The following is a 21,258-nucleotide window of genomic DNA, read 5'->3' as shown; positions in this document are numbered from 1 at the left end:
ATCTCGAGATCAGGCCATGCCGAAGCAACGATCCATCCGATTCGCGACGTCCTTCAGGTACTCGGCATCGCCGCCGCGGAGTTCGGCGGTCGCCCAGCCCGTGTAGCCGATGGCGTGGAGCGCCTCGGTGACGGCGGGCCAGTCGACCGATCCTTCGCCGAGCGGGACGTTGAAGCCCTTGCCGAGACCTTCGTTCATCATGATGTCGCGGCTGTATTCCTTGACGTCGAGCTTGATGATCCGGTCGCCGAGGACCCGGACCCACTGCTCCGCCCAGCCGTAGCGGATGACGTTGCCGATGTCGAAATAGGCGCCGATGCGTTCGCTCTCGAATTCGTCGATGTAGCGGGCGAATTCGAGCGGGCTGAGCAGGAAGTTATTCCAGACGTTTTCGAACGCGATGGTGATGCCGGCTTCCTCGGCCTTCGGCAGGAGGGTGCGGATCTCGGCCTGGGAGCGTTCGTAGGCCTCGTCGTAGCCGATCGATTCGTTCACGACGGCCGGGACGAGCAGGACGGTGGTCCCGCCGTAGGCCTTGCAATCCTCGATGGCCGTCGTCATCCCAGCGACGGTCTTGGCCCGGACCTCGGGGTCGGGATGGGAGAGGGGGCTGGCCCAGTGGGTCGAGCAGACGCAGCCGTGGATGATCAGGCCCGATTCCTCCTTGGCCCGCAGGACCTCGTCGAGCGGCAGGTCGTTCGGGCTATCCATGTCGACGCCATCAAACCCGCAATCCTTGATGAGCTTGAAGCGCTCGACGAGCGGCAGGTCCCGCGGGGCCATGCCGATCTTGATCGCCTTGCGGAAGGTGGGCCCGGAGTCGTCCTGCCCGGCGAGGGCGGGACGAAGACCGGTGGTCATCGCGGCGGCGGCGAATCCGAGGCCGGAGTCGCGGAGGAACGAGCGTCGGGGGGTCATGGGCGTCGAGCTCCGAGGAGTCGAGGGGGTTGATCGGAAATGCGACGGACGAGATTCGCTCAGTGCCCGAGTTCGGAAAGCCTGGCTTCGAGCAGTTCCACGACCAGTTCCGGGTCGGCCTTGCCCTGGGTCTTCTTCATCACCTGGCCCCGGAGCCACCCCTTGACCGCATCGGGCTTCTTCTTGCCGCCCGCGAGGTCTTCGAGCGCCTTCGGGTTGGCGTCGATCGTCTCGGCGACGACTGCGGCCAGGGCGTCCCGATCGCCGATCAGGCCGTATCCGCCCTCGGCGATGATTGATTCGGCCGCCTGGCCGGTGTCGATCATCCTGGCCAGGACCTCTCGCCCCTGATTGGTGTTCAGTTCCTTGCGCTTGACACGCTTGATCAGGTCGGAGAGCGCGGCGGGATCGACGTGCAGGTCGCCCAGGCCGATCTTCTTCTCCTTGATGGAGCGGAGGATGTCCTGCTGGATCCAGTTGCTGGCCAGCTTGGCCTCGCCCGTCTCCCGGGCGACCGCGTCGAAGTAGTCGGCGACGTCCTGCCCCTGCTCGACGAGGACGTTGGCGTCGTAGGCCGAGAGGCCGTATTCCGACTCGAAGCGTGCCCGGCGGGCCATGGGGAGCTCGCCGATCTCGTCGCGGAGGCGGGCGATCCAGGCGTCGTCCACCTCGACCGGAACCAGGTCCGGCTCGGGGAAATAGCGGTAGTCGGCCGCCGTTTCCTTCTGACGCTGGGGCTTGGTGATGCCTTCGGGGTCGCTCCAGCCCCGGGTTTCCTTGTGGGCATCCTTGATGGTCAGCCCGTCGTCCTTCCACTTCTCGAACTGGCGCTCGACCTCGTAATGCAAGGCCTTTTCCACAGCACTGAAGCTGTTCATGTTCTTGATTTCGACGATCGGCGTGGCAATGGTGGTGCCGTCGTCGGTGCGAATGTGAAGGTTGACGTTGGCATCGCACCGCAGGCTTCCTTCCTGCATCTCGCAGTCGGAAACACCGAGGTAGCGCAGGGTCAGCCGCAATTCTTCCAGGCAACCGCGAGCGTCGGCCGGGTCGCGCAGGTCGGGTTCGGTGACGACCTCCAGCAGGGGGACGCCGGCCCGGTTGAGATCCACCTCCGACATGCCGCCGGCGGCGTGGATCATCTTCCCGGTGTCTTCTTCCAGGTGGATGCGGGTGAGTCGAATGCTACCGCCACCTCCACCATCCTTGCGTTCGGGGATCGGCAAGGAGCCGCCCGTGCTGAAGGGGAGGTCATACTGGCTGATCTGATAATTCTTCGGCAGATCAGGATAATAGTAATTCTTGCGGTCCCACTTCGTGAACCGTGCGATCTCCGCCCCGAAGGCCAGGGCCGTCTTCAGCGCCAGGTTGAACGCCTTGCCATTCATGACCGGCAAGGTCCCCGGCAGCCCGAGCGAGACCGGGTCGGTCTGCGTGTTCGGCGGCAGGCCGAATTCGGTGCCGCAGCCTGAGAACATCTTGCTCTCGGTCTGGAGCTGAACGTGGATTTCCAGGCCGATGATAATGTCGTATTCCATGGTCTTCTTTTCTACATCCATCGGTGCTCAAGCCAACTGCGGCCGTTTGGTATGCCAGTCGGTGGCGCGCTCGAAGGTCCGGGCGGCGCGGAGGAGGGTCTCCTCGGCGAAGGCGGGGGCCTGGAGCTGGATGCCGATGGGCAGGCCGGATTTCGACAGCCCGCCGGGCAGGCTGATGCCGGGAATCCCGGCCAGGTTGGCCGAGCCGGTGTAGACGTCGAGCAGGTACATGGCCAGCGGGTCGCTCACCTTCTCGCCGACCCTGAACGCGGGCACGGGGCTGGTCGGGCCGAGGATGACGTCGACGTCCTTGAAGGCGCGGTCGAAGTCGTCGCGGATCAGGCGGCGGACCTTCAGGGCCTGGACGTAGTACTTGTCGGCATATCCGGCAGAGAGGACGAACGTGCCGAGCATGATCCGCCGGGTGACCTCGGGGCCGAACCCCTCGGCCCGGGAGGCCATCATCATGCGGACCAGGCCGGGCAGGTCGTCGCGTTCCGCGTCGGTCCTCGGCTCGAAGTCCTCGGCGCGGTGGCCGAAGATCGTGCCGTCGTAGCGGGCGAGGTTGCTGGAGGCCTCGGCCGGGGCGACGATGTAGTAGGCGGGGATCGCCTGGCCGGTATTGGGCAACGAGATCTCGGAGACGGTCGCCCCTTCGGCCTCGAAGACGCGGGCGGCCTCCCGGACGACGGCCTCGACCTCGGGATCGAGCCCCTCGGCGAAGAATTCGCGGGCGATGCCGATGCGGAGCGGGCGGTCGGTCTTCGCGTCGATCGCCGCGAGATAATCCGGCACGGGCATCTCGACGCTGGTCGCGTCCATCGGGTCGCTCCCGGCGATGACCGAGAGCACGCGGGCGACATCGGCCACCTCATGCCCGAACGGGCCGATCTGGTCGAGCGAGCTGGCGAAGGCGACCAGGCCGTATCGGCTGACGCGGCCGTAGGTCGGCTTCAGTCCGACGACGCCGCAGAGGCTCGCGGGCTGGCGGATCGAGCCGCCGGTGTCGCTGCCCAGGGCGGTGGGGGCGAACGAGGCGGCCACGGCCGAGGCGGCCCCGCCGGACGACCCGCCGGGGGAGCGATCCGGGTCCCAGGGGTTGCGGGCCGGGCCATACACGCTCGTCTCGTTCGACGAGCCCATCGCGAACTCGTCCATGTTGAGCCGGCCGAGCAGGATGGCATCGGCCGCTCGCAGGCGTCGGATGACGGTGGCGTCGAATGGGGGGCGGTACGAGGCGAGCATTCGGCTGCAGCAGGTCGTCAGCTCGCCTCGGCGGCAGATGTTGTCCTTGATCGCGATCGGGACCCCGGCCAGGGGGCCGAGCGGCTCTCCTCGCCGGCGGCGGTCGTCGATCGATCGGGCCTGTTCCAGGGCGGGGGCCGGATCGAAGTCGATCAGGGCGTTGAGCCGGCCGTTGTGGGCCTCGATCCGGCGGACGAAGGCGCCGACGGCCTCCTCGCTCGAAAAGGTGCCCGAGTGATAGCCGTCCAGCAAGCCGGAGAGAGTCGCGCCCAGCGGGTCCATGAACAGCGTGATCCTGTCTCAATGACGATGGAAGAGGAGATTGCGAAGGAATGGCGGCGAGGGGCGAAGGCCCGGGCCGTCGGGCCGTCACGGTCACTGGAGGACGGCGGGGACCAGGAACGCCTCGTGGTTCCGCTTCGGGGCGTTGCCGAGGGCCTCCTCCCGAGGGAGCGAATCGGTGCGCCGATCCTCTCGGAAGACGTTGCGGACCTCGACCCCGTGGGCCAGCGGCTCGACGCCGGAGACATCGACCTGCTGGAGCTGCTCGACGTAGTGGACGATCTCGTTGATCTGTCCGGTATAGGTGGCCAGTTCGTTCGGCTCGAGGCGAAGGCGGGCCAGCAGGGCCACCTTGGCGACATCCTCGGGGCTCAGGTTCATGGGAGCGGCTCCCGGTCGTGCGCGAAAAATAAAGGCGTGGGGAATCGATCGTGCGGGCGAGGGGCCCGACGGATGGAATGCGGCCACTATACGGGACGACCGCGGGCCGCTCAAGATTCACGACCGATTGCCCCGCGGATCCACCCCCGGTTTGACCCGCCCACCCGACGCCGCTAGCATCGTGTCCGAAGACTTCGACGCCAATCATCGAGAGCCGGGCGCGCGGCCCGCCGGTCGGCGTCCGATCCCGTAGAGCGTTTCGAGGCGAACGATGCAAGGTCCGGTCGCGATCATCCTGGCCGCGGGCCAGGGCAAGCGGATGCGATCCGAGCGAGCCAAGGTGCTGCACGAGGTGTGCGGGCAGCCGATGATCCGCTACGTCGTCGAGGCCGCCCGCGGCGCCGGGGCGCGGTCGGTGATCGTGGTCGTCGGGTTCGGGGCCGACCAGGTCCGCGACGCCCTGGCCGACGAGCCCGACGTCTTCTTCGCCGTCCAGGAGCGCCAGCTCGGGACCGGAGACGCCGTCCGAGCCTGCCGCCCCTTGCTGGAGGGCTATTCCGGGCCGGCCCTGGTCCTGGTGGGGGACGAACCCTTGCTCAGGGCCGAGCCGCTGGCGAACCTGCTCGATCGCCAGCGGGCCGAGCAGCTCGTCTGCCTGATGGGGACCGCCGTCCTGCCCGACCCGACCGGATTCGGCCGGATCCTCCGCGACTCGGCCGGCCGGTTCCTGCGGATCGTCGAGCAGCGCGACTGCACGCCCGAGGAGGCCGCGATCCAGGAGATCAACCCCAGCTGCTACGTCTTCGAGCTGCCCGCGCTCTGGGATGCGCTCGACCAGCTCGACACGACCAACGCCCAGGGCGAATATTACCTGACGGACGCCCCGGAACTCCTGATCCAGATGGGCCGCTCGGTGGCCGCCCTGACCGTGCTGGATGCCGAGGATGTCCTCGGGGTCAATACCAGGGAGCACCTGGCAGAGGCCCACGTCGTGATGCAGCGACGGATCCAGTCGCGGCTGATGGACGAGGGCGTCAGCATCGTCGACCCCCGGACGACCTTCATCGACGGCCGGGCGAGCATCGGGCCGGACACGACCATCTTCCCCTTCTCGGTCATCTCCGGATCGGTCCGGGTCGGCCGCAACTGCCGGATCGGTCCGTTCGCCCACCTCAGAGACGGTACGGTCCTGCACGATGACGTGGAGGTCGGGGCCTTCGTCGAGGTCAACCGGTCGACCTTCGAGGCCGGGGCGCGCGCCCGGCACCTGGCGTACCTCGGCGACGCGATCGTCGGGCACGGGGTGAACATCGGGGCCGGGGCGATCACCGCGAACTTCGACGGCAAGACCAAGGCACAGACGGAAATCGGGGGAGGGGCCTTCATCGGCTCCGGGGCCGTGCTGGTGGCCCCGGTGACGATCGGGGCCGAGGCGACGGTCGGCGCCGGGGCGGTCGTGACGAAGGGGAAGGATGTGGCCGCGGGCCAGACGGTGGTCGGGGTCCCGGCCCGCCCGATCGGCCCGCCCGATGGCCCCGAGGCCGGCGGGGCCGATCGCCCGGGGCCCGGGCGATGACCCGAGGCCGGAGCGATCTTCCGGCCGGGGCGAGGGGCCATCTGGCACACCGCTTGCTTTCTCGATCTTCGTGTGTTTGCCCAAACTCCGAACCGGGAGAGTCAGTGATGGCCGTTGACACGACGCAACGAGACGACCTGCAGAAGCTTCAGGACCTGATCACGGAACTTGGGGTCGCGATGCTGGTGACCGTCGAATCGGATGGCTCGCTCCGAAGCCGGCCCATGCATACCCATCTGGATGGGCCGTTCGATGGGACGCTCTGGTTCTTCACGAGAGACCACGCGCCGAAGGTCTTCGAGATCGACCGCGATCGGCATGTGAACCTGAGTTACTCCTGCACGAAGTCGCAGAAGTACGTCTCCCTGTCCGGGATGGCCCGGCTCGTCCGCGATCGCGACCGGGCCGAGCGCATCTGGTCGCCGGCGTACAAGGCCTGGTTCCCGCAAGGGCTCGACGACCCCGAGCTGGCCTTGATCCGGGTCGAGGTGGACAAGGGGGAATACTGGGACACCGCCCCGGGGGCGATCGTCCATGCCGTCGGCTACCTCAAGGCCGCGATGACCGGCACGCCTCACACCCCGGCCGGGCATGAGAAGGTCGAGATCTGAGCGGCGATGGGGGGCGAGCGTTCGAGGCCCTCAGCGCTCGCTTCCCTCGGATGATTCCGATCGACGCCGGGCCCGGAGCACCCTGGGGTGCCCGGAGCCGTCTCGAACGGTCGGGCCGACCTCCAGCTCGCCTCGCGATTCCAAGAAGGCCCTCACCGGCCCCTCCTGGTCCGAGCCGATTTCGAGCAGGAGACTCCCCCCGGGCTTGAGGAGCGGGATCGCCTGCTCGATCAATCGGGCGACAACCTGCAGGCCGTCCGCCCCGCCGTCGAGCGCCAGGTGAGGCTCGAAGTCCCGGACACCGGCCTCGAGCGTCGGGATCACGTCGGTCGCGATGTAGGGCGGGTTCGAGACGATGGCGTCGAACGGCCCGTCGCCGGCGACCGGCTCCAGGAGGTCCCCCTCCATAAACACGACCCGATCGGCCAGCGAATGGCGATCGGCGTTCGCCCGGGCGATGGCCAGGGCTTCGGGGCTGAGGTCGATGGCAACGACCTGCGCGTCGATGCGTTGCTGGGCGATGGCCAGGGCAATGGCCCCGGAACCGGTCCCGACGTCGACGACCCGAGGGGTGGTCGTGCCCTTCAGGGCGTCGAGGGCCTCCACGACCAGGAATTCCGTGTCGGGCCTCGGGATGAGGACGGCCGGAGACACCGCCAGCGACATCGAGAAGAATTCCTTCCGGCCGACGAGGTAGGCGACCGGCGCACCCTCGGCCCGCTTCCGGATCAGGTCGCGGTACGATGCCCGATCGGCCGAGCCGACCTCGTCCTCCCACTGGGTGTACAGCTTCACCCGGTCGGTTTGGAGGACCTGGGCCAGGAGGACCTCGGCATCGAGCCGAGGGCTGTCCGAGCCCTTGTCGCGCAAGAATCCCTGCGTCCAGGTGAGCAATCGGCCGATGGTCCAGGGCTCTTCGCGTTCGGCCACGGGTTCAAAGCTCCCCGAGTTGCTCGTGTCGGTCGTGATCGATCAGCGCGTCGGTCAAGGGGTCGAGGTCGCCGAGGATGACGCGGTCGAGGCTGTAGAGCGTCAGGTTGATTCGGTGGTCGGTCACGCGATTCTGCGGGAAGTTGTAGGTCCGGATGCGCTGCGAGCGGTCGCCGGAGCCGATGAGGCTCCGCCGCTGCTCGGCCCGTTCGGCATTGGCGCTTTCCTGCATCTGGTCGAACAGGCGAGAGCGGAGCAATCGCAGTGCCTTCGCCCGGTTCTTGTGCTGGCTGCGTTCGTCCCGGCAGACGACGACGATCCCGCTCGGCGTGTGGGTGAGCCGCACCGCGCTCTCGGTCTTGTTCTGGTGCTGGCCGCCGGGGCCCCCGGCTCGCATCACATCGACTTCGAGGTCCTCGGGGCGGATCTCGATCTCGACTTCCTCCGGCTCGGTGAGCACGGCGACGGTCGCGGCCGAGGTGTGGATGCGCCCCTGCGTCTCGGTCGCGGGGACGCGCTGGACGCGGTGGCCGCCGCTCTCGAACTGGAGGTGGCGGTAGGCCCCCTCGCCGTTGATGGCGAAGCTGACCTCCTTGGCCCCGCCCAGCTCGGTCGGGTTCAGCTCCAGGAGCTCGAACGACCAGCCCTTCGACTCGCAGTAGCGGCGATACATCTCGAGGAGGTCTCGGGCGAACAGGGCGGCCTCGTCGCCGCCGGTCCCGGCCCGGATCTCCATGATGAGGCCCGAGCGATCGGACCCGGCCACGCGGTCGTAGATCAGGTCGCGAAGTGACTCGGCGATCGCGTCGCGCTGCGAGCGGAGCGCTTCCAGCTCGGCCTCGGCGTAGGCGCGCATCTCGTGATCGGATTCGTCGAGCGCCATGGCCTCGGCCTCGGCGATGAGCTGGCCGAGTTCCAGGTAGCGGCCATAGGGCACGGCCGCCTTGGCCAGGGTGCCGCGTTCCTTGGCCAGGGCTGAGACCCGGGCCGGGTCGGACGCGACGCCAGGGTCGAGCAGCGCCTGGTCAACTTCTCGGAAGCGACGATAATCGGCCTGGAGTTTCTCAAACACAGCCACAGACGCCGATCGGAAGGACTTGAGGAGAAGCAAGCACACGCGTCGAGAAACGATCAACGGCCTGCCGTCGCGGCCTTCGAAGCGGCATCGCGGGGAGCCGGGTCGAAGCGCCGATCGGGGCAGGCCGCTTGATGAGCGATCCGTCGGGGCTAGCTGTCCGAGGCTTCGCTGGCCGCCTCGGCCTCGGAACCCTTGCGGCCCTTGCCGTAGCGTCCCTGGAACTTGCGATTGAACTTGTCGACCCGGCCGGCGGCGTCGACGAACTTCGTCTTGCCGGTGTAGAACGGGTGCGAGGCGCTGGAGACGTCGACGACGACCAGGGGGTACTCGACCCCGTCGATGGTCTTCTTCTGGTTGGTCTTGATCGTCGACCGGGTGATGATTTCGAAATCGCTCGAGGCGTCGTGGAAGACGACCGGGCGATAGTTGGGGTGGATGCCTTCTTTCATCGGGCGTGGGTCCGGCCGGGAGACAGGCGAACGACGGCCCCCCGCGCACCGGGCGCGGGGGGCCGACTCGTGGTCAATAGGATGCTATCGTATCGACAGGAGGCCGGGTTGGGGAAGGGGTTTTGTCCCTCGATCGCCGAACCGGGCCGCCCTGGCAGGTCGCTCGATCACTCGCTCGCGAGCAGTTCGGCGACCTTGGCCTCGACTTCGTCGTAGGTGAACTGGTTGTCCGGGTCGTCGTAGGTGAAGCGGGCGACCTCGTTCCCCTCGCCGTCGAAGAGGAAGACGGCCGGGATGGTCGTGACGTTATAGGCCTCGAACGACTCGAACAGCAGTTGCCCGTGGCGGAGGTTCTCGACCTTCGAGACATCCATGGCCGAGAGGAATCGCTTGGCCTCCTTGAGCTGGGCCTCGTCGATGTCGTCGACCTCGGTGCCGGCGTCGAACGACAGGGCGATGACCTTCAAGCCCTTGTCCTCGAAGGAGGAGGCCATCTCCAGGACGTGCGGGAAATTCTCCTTGCACGGGTCGCACCAGCTCGCCCAGCAATCGACGAGGGTCAGGGGCGCATCGCTCTCGGCGATGTGGGCCTTCAGCTCGTCGTAGGTCACCGGCCGGAGTTCGAGATCGGCCGTGTCGGTCGCTTCCGGCTCGGCGGCCGCTTCCGGCTCGGCGGGAGCGGGTTCCGGCTCCGTCGGGGCGGGTTCCGGCTCGGCCGGGGCGGGTTCGGATTCGTCCGGGGTGGGCAGGGGGTCCATCTCAAGCGGGGTCTCGGCCGCCGGCTCGGCGGGCTCTCCCGGGGCGGGGGCGCTGTCTCCGGGGACCTCGGGGCTGATGACCTCGCCGGGAGTCGGCTCGATCGGGTCGCCGGCGGGTTCAGAGCAGCCGATCAGGCCGACGGCGGCGGAGAAGGTCGCCAGGGTCAGCCAGTGGGCGAGCGTTCGGGCGGGTCGGGTCATGGGAATGGTCCTCCGGGGGTGGGCGGCGGGTCGGAGTGGCGAAGGTCGGTCCGGCTGGAAATCCGAGGGGCGTCGGCACCAGGCCGAGCAAGGATGGGAACGAACACCGCCCGCCGCCGGGGGATGGTCCGACGACGGGCGGCGGGGTTCGATCGGTCAGTCGCTGCTGTCGGCACGCCGGATCACGGATTGCGACCCGACGGCGTCCGGTTGGCGTCCCGGATCACTTGCGCTTGTAGACGACGCCGCAGCCGATGGCGGGGGTTTCCTTGACCTCGACCTCTTCGCCGGCGAGCAGGGCATCGACGGCGTTGGCGACGAAGTTGGTCTCGCCCGGCTCGACCTTCAGCGGGTTGCGGTACATGGCGCCCATGTAGCGGATGGTGCGGTCCTTGTCGAGGACGAAGAACTCAGGGGTCTTGGTCGAGCCGTACTTGCGGCCGATTTCCTGGCTTTCGTCATAGCCGTAGGCGTAGAGCGAGCTATTTTCCTTGACCCACTCCTTGATCTGCGGCAGCTTGTCATCCGGGTGGTCGTTGACGCTGACGCCGATCAGCTTCACGCTCTTGCCTTCGTAGTTCTCCACGAAGTCGTTGAGGTGGTCTTCGATCGCGACCACGTACGGGCAATGGTTGCCGAGGAAGACGAGGACGACGACCTCTTCCTCGGCGTCGCTCAGGGAGATGGAGGTGTCCTGGCCCTTGTAGGTGGCCGGGATGCCGGAGAAATCGGGGGCCTTCTGCCCGATGTCGACGGTCTTGTTGTATTCACCGGCCACGGCGGGGACGGCCAGGGCCAGGGCAACGAGTCCGGAGACAAACATGCGCATCGGTGCAAGCTCCTCTGGTGATTCGAAAGCGAGAGGGACCGGGTCGATTGAATGCTGGTCGGGGGTTAAGTCAAGGCAACCCGATCCCGTTGACGTGTTGAGGTACGACACCTGTTCATCCAATCGGGGCCAGTCCATCCCCCTGGTTCCCCGTTGGTTCCGCTCCGTCAGTCGCGGCCGAGACAAATCCGGTCACGGCCGCCGGGAGATTCGCTCAGTGGAAGTGAGGCGGCGGATTCGGTCGGGCTGGCCTCACTTTTTCGATTCGCGTGATCGATGGGACACCCCTCGAGACATCGGTCAGCCTAGCTCTGTCGGCCGCCCGCGTCAATCGACTGCCCGCCGGGGTCCCCGATCACGGACCTTGCTACGAGATACGGCCCCCTGGTGTTCGGTCGTTGGAGGAATTTTTTTCGCGGAATGAGGCGATCTCGGTTCAAGGCCCCGGGTGTCTTGGGAATCGGACCGTGAACGTGCTGCCGGTGCCGACGATGCTCTCGACCCCGACTTCCCCGTCGAGCGACTGCACCAGATGCTTGACGATCGCCAGGCCCAGGCCCGTGCCGCCTTGCGATCGGCTCCTCGCCTTGTCGACCCGGTAGAAGCGCTCGAAGATCCTCGGGATGTCGTCCCTCGGGATTCCGGAGCCGCTGTCGGTCACCGAGATCGTCACCCGTTGCGCATTGGCCCGGGTCGCAACGCGGATCGATCCCCCCTCGGGGGTGTACTTGATGGCGTTGTCGATCAGGTTGTCGAGGATCTGCCGCACGGCTTCCTCGGCGGCCCGGACGCGGACCGAGTCGTCCAGATCCTCCAGCTCGGCGACCAACGACTGGTCTCGGGCGTTTGCCCGCGCCTCGTGCGACTCGATGCACTCCCGGACGACCGGCCCGAGCGCCATCGGCTCGAACTGGAACGGCTGCTGGCCCGATTCCAGGCGAGCCAGCCGGAGCATGTCCTGCACCAGATTGTCGAGCCGGTCCACCTGCTCGTTGATCTGGTTCAGCAGGGTGACGTTGACCGAGTCGTCGTGCAGGCCCCAGTCGAGCAAGGTTTCGGTGTTCACCTTGATCGCCGCCAGGGGGGTCTTCAGCTCGTGCGAGGCGTTGGCGACGAAGTCCTGTCTCATGCGCTCCAGGCGTCTCAAATCGGTCACGTCGTGCAAGACGAAGACGGCTCCCGAAGGGGGAGAGCCGGGCAGGGGGGTCCCGTGCACCGAGATCGTCCGTTCCTGATCGCTCGCCAGGGGGTTCCGGCCGGCGAGCCCGATCTCGGCCCGGTAGGCTCCCCGGCTGGCCAGGGTCGATTCGACCGCCATCTGGATCAAGGGGCTCCGGACCAGCTCGGCCACGAGGCGGCCCTCGGAATCCCCGGCAATCTGGAACATCCGCTGGGCGGTCGGGTTCGCGAACAGGAGCCGCTGACGGGCATCGACGGCAAGCACCCCCTCGTTCATGGCGCTGAGCACCGCGTCGAGCTTGCGCCGGTCGTCCTCAAGGCGGTCAATCCGGCTCGAGAGCTCGACCCCGGCCCGGCTGATCCGGTCGGCGAACCGGCCCGAGACCCCCGAGAGCCGGCCGGGAAGGAGAGGCATCGGCTGGCCCGCGACCAGGGCCTCGACGGCCCTCGTCAGTTGCTCAAGCGCCCCGCGGCTCTGCCTCCGGGCTCGGGAGGCGGACGCGACCAATCCCGCCAGGGCGGCCAGCCCGACCAGCACTCCCAGGACCGACCAGTACTCGGACCTCACGTCAGGCAACCCCCGGGGTCTCGGCGTCGTTCGCTCCGATGTTCCGACGAATCGGGACGACAAGGGCCCTCGGCGCCGGTTGGCCCCTGCTTTGCATGACAGACTACCACCTTGTCCATCCTGCCGTCGACGAAACCGTGGCCGACGGCCCGGAGGCCGGACCCTTGCCGGCCCGATCGGCCTCCTCGCCGAGTCCCGCGCGGACCCGACCCGAGCGACCTCGGCCAGGTTGTTCGAGCCTTTGCACCTTGGATTCCCCCCCGATCGAGGAACCTTCTCATGACGATTTCGATGGATCACCACTCCTGGCGACATCTCCTGATCCCGGGTCTCCTGGGCCTGGCCGGCCTGTTGGCGATGGCTCCGCGGGCGATCGCCCAGGATATCGACCCGTTGGACGAAGAAATTCGGTCGGCCGAGGTCGACCGCGAGGCCGCCCTGCGCGAACTGGAGGCGCGCCGAGCTGAATATCTCGACGCGCTGCAGCGTGCGGAGGAGCTGGAGCGTCGTCAGGCGTACCGGCCGCCTTACGTCAATCCGTACACCCGGTACGGCGCCCAACCGTTCGTCCTCTCCGAAGCCTACCGCGCTCAGGCCTATCGGGATGCCACGCGGGCGTATCTCCCCCGGCCGGCCGCTCCCATCGTCGGAGGGGTCCCGATCGGTCCGGGCGCCCTCAACCCCTACGGCCCTGTTCCCGCCAGCCCCGTCGCACCGTATGGCTATGACTACGGTTACGGCTACGGGGCCAGGCCGCCCGGCGGAATCGACATCCCCTTCGGATTCGGCCTGGGAGGGCTCTCGATCCGCTGGTAGTGGTCCGGAGCGCCGGGGGATCGCGCTCCCGGAATGGTCCTGGCCCGGACGGGGTTCCTCAATCCAGATCGACCGATCGCCCCCGGCCGATTCCCGACCGCTCCTGGTCCCGAGCGGGGCCTTGCGCCTATCATTAGGGATGTCGAAGGGCGGGGCTTGTCCGCCCGAACCGGGAGTGTTCTGGGAGCCGGGGGCCCGATGGGCGACGCATTTTCGAACGTGGACGACGCGATCCGGGCCATTGCCGAGGGCCGGGCCGTCATCGTGGTGGATGCCGAAGACCGCGAGAACGAGGGAGACTTCGTCGCCGCGGCGGAGACGATCACGCCCGAGCTCGTGGAATTCATGATCACCGAGGGACGCGGCTTGCTCTGCGTCTCGATCATGCCCGAGCTGGCCGAACGCCTGAACCTCCACGCCGTCGTCGAGCTGAACACGGCCCCGCACAAGACCCCGTTCCTGATCCAGGTCGATCACAAGAGCTGCCACACCGGCATCACCGCCGCCGAGCGCGCCCAGACGATCCGGGCGATGGTCGACCCCACCTCGAAGGCCTCCGACTTCACCCGCCCCGGCCACGTCTTGCCCCTGCTCTCGAAGGAGGGGGGCGTCCTGCGGCGGGCCGGGCACACGGAGGCGACCGTCGACCTGGCCCGGTTGGCTGGCCTCTCGCCCGCGGGGGTCCTGATCGAGATCCTCGACGGCACCGGGCGGGCCAGTCGGGCGAAGTTGCACGAGATTGCCCAGCGATTCAACCTCCCGATCGTCTCGATCGAGGAGCTGATCCGCTACCGACGGCGGCTCGAGAAGCTCGTCCACCGCGAAACCGAGGCCGCCCTGCCGACGAAGTACGGCGAGGCCCGGGTGATCGGCTACAGCGTCGATCACGAGCCGGGCAACAACCCGATCGCCATCGCCTTCGGCGACCTCAAGGGCGTCCCCGCCCCGCTCGTCCGGCTGCATTCGTCCTGCTTCACCGGCGACCTGCTCGCCTCGCTCCGCTGCGATTGCGGCGACCAGTTGCACATGGCCCTGCAGCAGATCTCGGCCGAAGGGGCCGGGGCCCTGATCTACCTGCCCCAGGAGGGCCGAGGCATCGGCCTGATCCAGAAAATCAAGGCGTACGCGCTCCAGGATCAGGGGCTCGATACGGTCGACGCCAACCTCGCCCTCGGCTTCCAGGCCGACATGCGGGATTACGGGATCGGCCTCCAGATCCTCCAGGACCTCGGCCTGAAGAAGGTCCGGCTCCTGACTAATAATCCGAAGAAGGTCGATGCCTTCGTCATCAGCGGCTACGACCTCCAGGTCGTCGATCAGGTGCCGATCATCGCCCCCGATGAGGACGCCCGGCGCCGTTATCTCGACGCCAAGCGTGACCGGCTCGGCCATCTCCTTCCGCAGCTTGCCGACGGCTCGTCGAGCGCCGGGCCTCGTGCCGATTAATTCGGTCGTGCCGTCGTGCCCTGATTCCCGAGCGATGCGCCCTGGCAGGGGTAGCCTTGGGCGAGTTACGATCGTGTTCGAACGACAAAAAGGCCCGGCTCAAAAGGAATCCGAGCCGGGCCGATCGAACCGATTCGGAAGGGAGTCTCTCGTGCTCCGATCCCCCTTGATCTGCTCCGCGAGCCTGCTGCTGGCCCTGGTTTCGGGGCCTTCCCCGGGAATCGCCATGACGCAGGAGCCGAACTTCGACCCCGGCCATTCCTTGCTGCGTCGGGTGGCCGAAGCCTACGCCCGGCTGCCCGGCTACGCCGACGAAGGGACGATGACGCTTTCGTTCGCGCTTGCGGGGGAGGAAACCGCGCAAACGCTCGAGAAGCCGTTTGCCTTCGCTCGACCCAATCGGCTCGCGGTGGCCCAGGAACCGGCGGCGTTTTACCTCAACGGGCAAGAGCAGATCTCGGCCCTCACCGGGCTCTACCTCATTGCCGAGGCGCCCGAGGCGCTGAGCACGACCGTCCTCGCCCGGGATCCGGCCGCCGCCTACATCTTCGGCGGGATCACGGGAATCCCGTCGATGACCCTGTTCCGGCTGCTCGCCTCCGAGGATCCGTACGAGGCGATCCTCCAGGGGGTCGAACGCCTCGAACGGGAGCCGGAGCGGACGATCGACGGCATCGAGTGCCGATCGCTGAAGATCGTCCCCGAGGCCGGCCCCGTCGTCCGATTGCTGATCGACCCGCAGAGCTACCTGCTCCGCCGGATCGAGGTGGTCCCCGCCCCTCAGGAACTGCCCGAGGACCTGACGGTCAAGGAAATCTCCTGGTCCCCCGGGACGATCTCGACCCAGGTGCCCCCCGACGATCGGTTCGTCTACTCCCCCCCCGAGGACGCCCGACGCGTGGAGAGCCTCGCCGCCCTGATGGCCGGCCCCGACGGGACCGAGCCGGGCGCCAACCTGAAGGGGAATCCCGTCCCGGGAGTTACGATGAATCTGCTTGCGCCGGACGGGGCGCTCGAACCCCTCACCCGGGACGACCTGGCCGGCAAGGTCGTGGTCATCGACGCCTGGACCACCTGGTTCGAACCCTCCGTCTCCGAACTCGAGGCCCTGGCGACCGTGATCGATCACTTCGCCGACCACCCCGACGCCGACCGCCTGCTCGTGGTCTCCCTGAGCCTCGACAAGCCGGCGCCCGCCGAGGACGCCCCGGAGGACGCCGAGGCCCCGCCGAGCGACGAGCAAATCAACGAGGTCCGGACCCTCGTCGAGCAGTTCCTTGACTCCAAGGAGTTCCGACTCGATCGCCCGCCGATGGCCCGCGTCGCCCTGGATCCCGACGGGCAGACCGCCGAGGCCCTGGGCATCGAGGCGATCCCCATGCTCATCCTGATCGATGCGGGAGGGGTCGTCCGGGAGGTCCTCGTCGCCTCGCCCCCCCAGAAGGTGCTCGAACTGGTCCCGACGATCGAGGCCCTGCTCGACGCCGAGGGGCCGGATTCCGCGACCCCATCCGGCAATTGAGCCGTCGAATCGCCTTCGGCGCGGGGCAAGGACGATTCGACCGATCGGCCGATCCATCCCATGCTCGGCTCGTGATGGTCTGACCCTGGAGACTCCGACGTGATCGCAACCCTCATCGGTGCCTGGCTCTGTGTCGTCCCGGCCGTCGCTCCCCGGGACGACGACGCGCTCTCCCTCCTGCGTCGCGTCGCCGAGACCTATCAAGGGCTCGATCACTATGCCGATCGGGGCCAGCGGGACGTGACGTTCACCATCGACGGCGAGAAGATCGAGCGGTTCGACCCGTTCCGCCTGGCCTATTCCCGGCCCGATCGCTTCGCGGTGCAGGCCCCCGGCTCCCGGATCGTCAGCGACGGCGAGCAGATGCTCTCGGTCGTCACCCCCGCGGGCCACTACGAGATCGCGGCCGCCCCCGATCGGGCCGGTGTCGAGGTGATGGCGGTTTCGGCGGTCGGGTCGGCCGTGCTGGGTGACCCGATCGGCCCCCCATTGCCGCTGATCCTCGGCCTCCTGACCGGCGAGGAACCGGGGCGGGCGATCCCGACCGACCCCGAGCAGCTCGCGATCGAGGAGGATCGGGAGTGGCAAGGGACCTCGGTCAGAGTCCTCCGCGTCCCGATGCTCGGCCGGACCGACTGGCGCCTGTTCATTGACCCGGAGTCCTTCCTGATCGTCGGGGGAGAGGCGGTGATGGATCCCGAATCGGTCGCGGATCTGAGCCCTCCCGGGCTCTCGCTCGACGGCGTCGAGGTCTCCTGGACCACCGGGCCCATCTCCACCGAGGCCCCCCCCCCCGCCGACGAAGAAAACAACCCGTTCCTCACCGAGCCGCCCCCCGGCATGGCCGTCCTCGGCCCCTTGCTCGATCCCGAGGCCCGTGCGAGGGAAGAAGCGGCGAAACTCGCGGCCGACCCTCGCGTGGGGACACCCGCCCCGCAATTCACCGTGCCCCTGCTCAACGACGAAGGGCTCGGCGAGGAGATCCGGGCCGTCGATCTCGAGGGGAAAGTCGTCCTCATCGACTTCTGGGCGACCTGGTGCGGCCCCTGCCTGAAGGAACTGCCCGAGGTCGCCGCCCTGATCGACGCCTACGCGGAGGCCGACCGCGCCGACGACCTCCGCGTCCTCTGCGTGAGCATCGACGAGGGGGGCGACGATGCACCGAGTCTCGCCAAGGAGCTGCTCACCTTCCTCGACCGCAACGACTTGAAGGTGCGCCGCCCACCCCTGGCCGAGGTCGCGCTGGATGCCGAGGGCAAGATGGCCCGGGCGTTCGGTGTCCGGGCCATCCCTTCGGTCCTGCTGATCGGGCCAGACGGGACCATTCGCGCCGTCATCACCGGCTTCGATCCGGAGTTTCGCCGCAAGATGGCCGGTCAGATCGACCAACTGCTCCAGGAAATCGACGCCCCCTGAGCAAAAAAAAGGGCCCTCCCGCCCTCGGGTGGCATCACGGATCGGCCGCCTCCGATCCCTCCAGGGGCGGTTCGCCGCCTCGTTTCAGCGCCAGGAAGAGGCTCCAGAGCTCGGGGCGGTCCTGGGCGTCATCGGGAGGAGGATCCGGCCCTCGACCGAGCACCCACGAGTCCCACTGCTCGATCGTCCCGGTCTCCAGGAAGGCGCCGATCGGCACCGACCTGCCTTGCCGAGCTCGTTCCAAAGCATGACGCACGATCTCCGCGAGGTCCAACCCTCGAATCGCTGCCGCGTCCGGCGCCGAGAAGCCGCGGTCGAGCAGCCGGCAGGTCCACTCCTCGGTCGAGACCGGGGGCGGTGTCCCGGTCGAGGGCGGAGATGCCTCTGGGCCGGGGAGGTCCTGGGGCTCGGGATCGGGAGCCGCGACCTCCCCATGGTCGGGCGATTCGATCGGCTCGGGAGCCCTCGGGACCCCCGCGATCGCCTCCAGCAGGGCGGCTCCGTAGCGTTCCAGCTTCGCCTTGCCGATCCCCTTGATCGTCCCCAGTTCGTGAGGGGAACAGGGGCGATGGCGGACGAGCAGCTCCAGGGTCTCATTCGAGAAGACATAACCGGGAGAGAGGCCCGCCTCCCTCGCCCAGTCCGACCGGATGGCCCGCAACCGCTGCATCAACCATTCATCGGCCGCCGATCGGGTGCCGGGGGCGATCTCGGCGGGATCTTCGGCCAGGTCGATCGGAACCTCGTCGCGGCCCTGCCCCGGATCGGTCGCCGACGGCTCGACCCGCTCCCTCCCCCTGCCACGCACCTTGAGCACCAGGTCGTCGGGAAGGCCGTCCAGCCCGAGATCCTCCGATCCCCGGCCTCGCTCCTTCAGGAACGACCAGCCCCGGTCGCTCAGGGCGATGATCGGCTTGAACCGATCGACTTCCTCCGAGTCGATCAAGCCCGCACTCGTCAGCGCATCGATCAGCTGGATGACCTCCGGCTGCCGGAACCCCTCCAGGATGCCGAACGTGCTCAGCCGGGTCAGGCCGAATCGGCTCATCTTCTCGGAGCCCGATCCGGTCAGCATCTGCGCGACGACGGTCTTGCCGAACCGCCCCTTCGTGCGGGCGACCCCCGAGAGGACCTTCATCACCACTTCCCGGCTCTTGGGCGTGTCGATGGGGCACGAGGCGGTCAAGCTCGCGATCCGGACCCCGGCGCACACGTCGCATCGGCCGCATTTCGACGGGTGCGTGTCGCCGAAGTAGCCGAGGATGACTGCGCGGCGGCACTGCCGCGACTCGGCATAGCGGATCATCCGGTCGAGCTTCTCGTACTCGGCTTCCTTCCGGGCTTCGAGCGTGTTGAAGTCGATGGCCAGGTTCCGGGCCAGTCGGGACCGATCGAGGACCCGGATCGCGTTGCCCCGGAACGGGGGGACATAGGTCAGGGGAAGTTCCGCCGACAGGTGTTTCAGGGCCCGGTTCAGGGCCGAGCGGTCGATCCCCAGGGCCGTGGCGAACTCGTCGGGATGGAAATAGACCGGCTCTCCCCAGCGGCGGTCGCACAGCCCCTCCAACCCCAGCATCACCAGCCGTTGCACATGGGCCTGCGCACTCACGCGATCGGACAGCGGCGGTTCGTCCGGCTCCCGATCGATCCGGACGATGGCCATGTTCTCCCTCGGATGGAACCGCTCGAGCCCCTCGGCCCCCTCCAGGATCTTCAGCGAGGCCCCCACGGCCGACTCGTTCAGCTCGGTCCCGATCGCCTCCTTGATCTCCGCCTGGGTCAGCTCGATCGGGTCGGCGTCGAGCCTCCTCAGGTACTCATAGACCTGATAGACCACCTCACGCGGGGGATACTCATTCTCGATGAACAATTGCTGGAGCTTGCGGTCTCCCGGGGCATACAGCAGGAGGCACTCGGCCGACTGCCCATCCCGGCCGGCTCGGCCCGCTTCCTGGTAATAGGCTTCCAGGGTCCCGGGCAGGTTGAAGTGGACGACCGCCCGGATGTCCGGCTTGTCCACCCCCATGCCGAAGGCATTGGTGGCGACGATCACGTCGACGTCGCCGCTCATGAACGACTCCTGCGCCGCGTGCCGCTGCTCGCGGTCGAGCCCGGCGTGGTAGGCCACGACCGACCGCCGCAGGTCGAATCGCACGTGCTCGGCGATCGTCTCGCAGCGCTTGCGGCTGGAGGCGTAGACGACGACCGAGCCCCGGGTCCGGCGGAGCAGGGCACTCAGCTCGTCGAACTTGTCGGCGTCGCGCCGGGCCTCGACCACGGCATACGCCAGGTTCGGCCGGTCGAAGCCGGTGACGAACTGGGCCGGCTCGCGCAGGTCGAGCTGCTCGGCGATGTCGCGGCGCACCAGGTCGGTGGCCGTGGCCGTCAGGGCGATGCAGGGGGGCATGCCCAGCTTCCGCCGGGCGAGTCCGAGCCTGGCGTAATCGGGGCGGAAGTCGTGCCCCCACTCGCTGATGCAGTGGGCCTCGTCGATCGCCAGCAATCGCGGGCGCATGCGGGCCATGATCTCGACGAACCGCCCGCTCCTGAACCGTTCCGGGGCCACGTAGAGCAGGTCGTAACGGCCGGCCTCGGCCTCCATCAGGCGGGCGTGCTGCTCGCCCGGGTCGAGCGTGCTGTTGATCAGGGTCGCGCGCAACCCTCGGGCGTGCAGGCCATCGACCTGGTCCTTCATCAACGCGATCAACGGGCTGACGACCAGCGTCAGGCCGTCGAGCAGGAGGGCCGGGAGCTGGTAGCAGAGGCTCTTGCCGCCGCCGGTCGGCATGACGCAGAGCACGTCCCGGCCGTCGAGGACCGCGTCGATCACCTCGCGCTGGCCGGGCCGGAACTGCTCCAGGCCGAATCGCTCGTGCAACGTCCGTTTCGGGTCGGCCGTGCGCTCCGCAGCACTCATGGGTGTCGCACTCCTCACCGCCGCCCCGAGGTCAGTTGCCGAGAGACCTGCAGCTCCGCAAAGCCCAGCGCCGCAACGATCAGCATTTCCGAAACGAGGTAGATCCAGCCGGGAAGCATGATGAAATCGGAATGACGCACCATCAGGATCATGCCAATGACAACATAAGAGAGGTTGGCGAGGCCGATGGGCCGCAGCAATCGACCGGGCGATCGAGGATCGAGCAGGAAGCACGCGAAGTCATAGACGGCGAAGAACACGGGAAAGATGGCCAGGACGAGCAACATCCGAGGCGGGACGCCGAACACGGATTCGAGCCGGACCAGGACCACTCCGAGCATCGCGGCGGACACCAGGGCCCCGAGCCCGTCGATCAGGAACAGTCGCCGAGGATGCCGACACCCGAATCGAATCACCCGGTCGAGCACGGTTCTCAGCACTTGGGAGGGGTTCATCGGGGGGAGGATCCGCGGACCGAGCCGCCGGGCCGGTCCCGGGGCATCCGCCGGCAGACGGCCGCATCGGGTGACCCCAGGATCCGGCAAGTTGTCGGCGGACAACCGATCGACATTATACGGGTTCCCCCGCGTCGGGTGCG

18 protein-coding genes are annotated in these 21,258 nt (G+C 67.9%); 6 read left to right on the top strand and 12 right to left on the bottom strand.

Going from position 1 to position 21,258, the window contains the following annotated elements:
- Positions 1-9 precede the first annotated feature (9 nt).
- From AB1L88_RS08025 to gatC, 4 genes are all read right to left on the bottom strand, one after another.
- Positions 10-918 (bottom strand): sugar phosphate isomerase/epimerase family protein, encoded by a 909-nt coding sequence (locus tag AB1L88_RS08025; RefSeq protein WP_367096121.1) that lies wholly within the window; start codon positions 916-918, stop codon positions 10-12.
- Between the two features lie 59 nt (positions 919-977).
- Entirely contained in the window at positions 978-2,456 is a 1,479-nt protein-coding gene (gatB, locus tag AB1L88_RS08020; RefSeq protein WP_367096120.1) for an Asp-tRNA(Asn)/Glu-tRNA(Gln) amidotransferase subunit GatB, read from the bottom strand.
- 27 nt (positions 2,457-2,483) lie between these two features.
- The gene (gene gatA, locus AB1L88_RS08015) at positions 2,484-3,983 is read right to left on the bottom strand and encodes an Asp-tRNA(Asn)/Glu-tRNA(Gln) amidotransferase subunit GatA (RefSeq protein ID WP_367096119.1); all 1,500 of its coding nucleotides are present in this window, start codon (positions 3,981-3,983) and stop codon (positions 2,484-2,486) included.
- Positions 3,984-4,076: 93 nt separating this feature from the next.
- On the bottom strand, positions 4,077-4,364 hold the full coding sequence (gene gatC, locus AB1L88_RS08010) for an Asp-tRNA(Asn)/Glu-tRNA(Gln) amidotransferase subunit GatC (protein ID WP_367096118.1): 288 nt from the start codon (positions 4,362-4,364) through the stop codon (positions 4,077-4,079).
- Between the two features lie 271 nt (positions 4,365-4,635).
- Here gatC and AB1L88_RS08005 point away from each other — a divergent pair, with 271 nt between their 5' ends.
- Together AB1L88_RS08005 and AB1L88_RS08000 are read left to right on the top strand one after the other, a co-directional pair.
- Entirely contained in the window at positions 4,636-5,940 is a 1,305-nt protein-coding gene (locus tag AB1L88_RS08005) for an NTP transferase domain-containing protein (RefSeq protein ID WP_367096117.1), read from the top strand.
- A gap of 107 nt (positions 5,941-6,047) precedes the next feature.
- A complete protein-coding gene (locus tag AB1L88_RS08000; RefSeq protein ID WP_367096116.1) occupies positions 6,048-6,551 on the top strand; it encodes a pyridoxamine 5'-phosphate oxidase family protein in 504 nt (167 codons plus the stop codon).
- Between the two features lie 30 nt (positions 6,552-6,581).
- Here the strand turns inward: AB1L88_RS08000 and prmC are convergent, their stop codons facing one another.
- From prmC to AB1L88_RS07970, 6 genes are all read right to left on the bottom strand, one after another.
- Entirely contained in the window at positions 6,582-7,481 is a 900-nt protein-coding gene (prmC, locus tag AB1L88_RS07995; protein WP_367096115.1) for a peptide chain release factor N(5)-glutamine methyltransferase, read from the bottom strand.
- Positions 7,482-7,485: 4 nt separating this feature from the next.
- The gene (gene prfA / locus AB1L88_RS07990; protein ID WP_367096145.1) at positions 7,486-8,553 is read right to left on the bottom strand and encodes a peptide chain release factor 1; all 1,068 of its coding nucleotides are present in this window, start codon (positions 8,551-8,553) and stop codon (positions 7,486-7,488) included.
- Positions 8,554-8,708: 155 nt separating this feature from the next.
- Positions 8,709-9,008 (bottom strand): type B 50S ribosomal protein L31, encoded by a 300-nt coding sequence (locus tag AB1L88_RS07985; protein ID WP_367096114.1) that lies wholly within the window; start codon positions 9,006-9,008, stop codon positions 8,709-8,711.
- 167 nt (positions 9,009-9,175) lie between these two features.
- Entirely contained in the window at positions 9,176-9,967 is a 792-nt protein-coding gene (locus tag AB1L88_RS07980) for a TlpA disulfide reductase family protein (protein WP_367096113.1), read from the bottom strand.
- 223 nt (positions 9,968-10,190) lie between these two features.
- Positions 10,191-10,796 (bottom strand): thioredoxin family protein, encoded by a 606-nt coding sequence (locus AB1L88_RS07975; protein WP_367096112.1) that lies wholly within the window; start codon positions 10,794-10,796, stop codon positions 10,191-10,193.
- Between the two features lie 436 nt (positions 10,797-11,232).
- On the bottom strand, positions 11,233-12,543 hold the full coding sequence (locus AB1L88_RS07970; RefSeq protein ID WP_367096144.1) for an ATP-binding protein: 1,311 nt from the start codon (positions 12,541-12,543) through the stop codon (positions 11,233-11,235).
- A gap of 279 nt (positions 12,544-12,822) precedes the next feature.
- Here AB1L88_RS07970 and AB1L88_RS07965 point away from each other — a divergent pair, with 279 nt between their 5' ends.
- The 4 genes from AB1L88_RS07965 to AB1L88_RS07950 all read left to right on the top strand — a co-directional run bounded on the left by AB1L88_RS07965 (position 12,823) and on the right by AB1L88_RS07950 (position 17,743).
- Complete coding sequence (locus AB1L88_RS07965) at positions 12,823-13,359, top strand: hypothetical protein (protein WP_367096111.1); 537 nt, start codon at positions 12,823-12,825, stop codon at positions 13,357-13,359.
- A 198-nt stretch (positions 13,360-13,557) separates the two neighbouring features.
- Positions 13,558-14,805, top strand: a complete 1,248-nt coding sequence (gene ribA / locus AB1L88_RS07960; protein WP_367096110.1) for a GTP cyclohydrolase II — start codon at positions 13,558-13,560, stop codon at positions 14,803-14,805.
- A gap of 151 nt (positions 14,806-14,956) precedes the next feature.
- Positions 14,957-16,327, top strand: coding sequence for a hypothetical protein (locus AB1L88_RS07955; RefSeq protein ID WP_367096109.1), 1,371 nt, complete (start codon positions 14,957-14,959; stop codon positions 16,325-16,327).
- Between the two features lie 99 nt (positions 16,328-16,426).
- Complete coding sequence (locus AB1L88_RS07950) at positions 16,427-17,743, top strand: TlpA disulfide reductase family protein (protein WP_367096108.1); 1,317 nt, start codon at positions 16,427-16,429, stop codon at positions 17,741-17,743.
- 34 nt (positions 17,744-17,777) lie between these two features.
- Here the strand turns inward: AB1L88_RS07950 and AB1L88_RS07945 are convergent, their stop codons facing one another.
- Entirely contained in the window at positions 17,778-20,660 is a 2,883-nt protein-coding gene (locus tag AB1L88_RS07945; protein ID WP_367096107.1) for a RecQ family ATP-dependent DNA helicase, read from the bottom strand.
- Between the two features lie 14 nt (positions 20,661-20,674).
- Positions 20,675-21,115: a hypothetical protein gene (locus AB1L88_RS07940; RefSeq protein WP_367096106.1), complete on the bottom strand. Its 441-nt coding sequence runs from the start codon at positions 21,113-21,115 to the stop codon at positions 20,675-20,677.
- Positions 21,116-21,258: the final 143 nt, after the last annotated feature.

The organism is Tautonia sp. JC769, from assembly GCF_040717455.1.
Classification (GTDB): domain Bacteria; phylum Planctomycetota; class Planctomycetia; order Isosphaerales; family Isosphaeraceae; genus Tautonia.
This window is presented reverse-complemented; position numbering and strand designations above follow the sequence as displayed.

Excerpts from the sequence above, each read along its gene's own strand:
- AB1L88_RS08005 (WP_367096117.1), top strand. The coding sequence starts at position 4,636 with ATGCAAGGTCCGGTCGCGATCATCCTGGCCGCGGGCCAGGGCAAGCGG.
- AB1L88_RS07980 (WP_367096113.1), bottom strand. The coding sequence starts at position 9,967 with ATGACCCGACCCGCCCGAACGCTCGCCCACTGGCTGACCCTGGCGACC.
- AB1L88_RS07975 (WP_367096112.1), bottom strand. The coding sequence starts at position 10,796 with ATGCGCATGTTTGTCTCCGGACTCGTTGCCCTGGCCCTGGCCGTCCCC.
- ribA (WP_367096110.1), top strand. The coding sequence starts at position 13,558 with ATGGGCGACGCATTTTCGAACGTGGACGACGCGATCCGGGCCATTGCC.
- gatB (WP_367096120.1), bottom strand. The coding sequence starts at position 2,456 with ATGGAATACGACATTATCATCGGCCTGGAAATCCACGTTCAGCTCCAG.
- AB1L88_RS08000 (WP_367096116.1), top strand. The coding sequence starts at position 6,048 with ATGGCCGTTGACACGACGCAACGAGACGACCTGCAGAAGCTTCAGGAC.
- AB1L88_RS07985 (WP_367096114.1), bottom strand. The coding sequence starts at position 9,008 with ATGAAAGAAGGCATCCACCCCAACTATCGCCCGGTCGTCTTCCACGAC.
- gatA (WP_367096119.1), bottom strand. The coding sequence starts at position 3,983 with ATGGACCCGCTGGGCGCGACTCTCTCCGGCTTGCTGGACGGCTATCAC.
- AB1L88_RS07965 (WP_367096111.1), top strand. The coding sequence starts at position 12,823 with ATGACGATTTCGATGGATCACCACTCCTGGCGACATCTCCTGATCCCG.
- AB1L88_RS08025 (WP_367096121.1), bottom strand. The coding sequence starts at position 918 with ATGACCCCCCGACGCTCGTTCCTCCGCGACTCCGGCCTCGGATTCGCC.
- AB1L88_RS07945 (WP_367096107.1), bottom strand. The coding sequence starts at position 20,660 with ATGAGTGCTGCGGAGCGCACGGCCGACCCGAAACGGACGTTGCACGAG.
- AB1L88_RS07940 (WP_367096106.1), bottom strand. The coding sequence starts at position 21,115 with ATGAACCCCTCCCAAGTGCTGAGAACCGTGCTCGACCGGGTGATTCGA.
- gatC (WP_367096118.1), bottom strand. The coding sequence starts at position 4,364 with ATGAACCTGAGCCCCGAGGATGTCGCCAAGGTGGCCCTGCTGGCCCGC.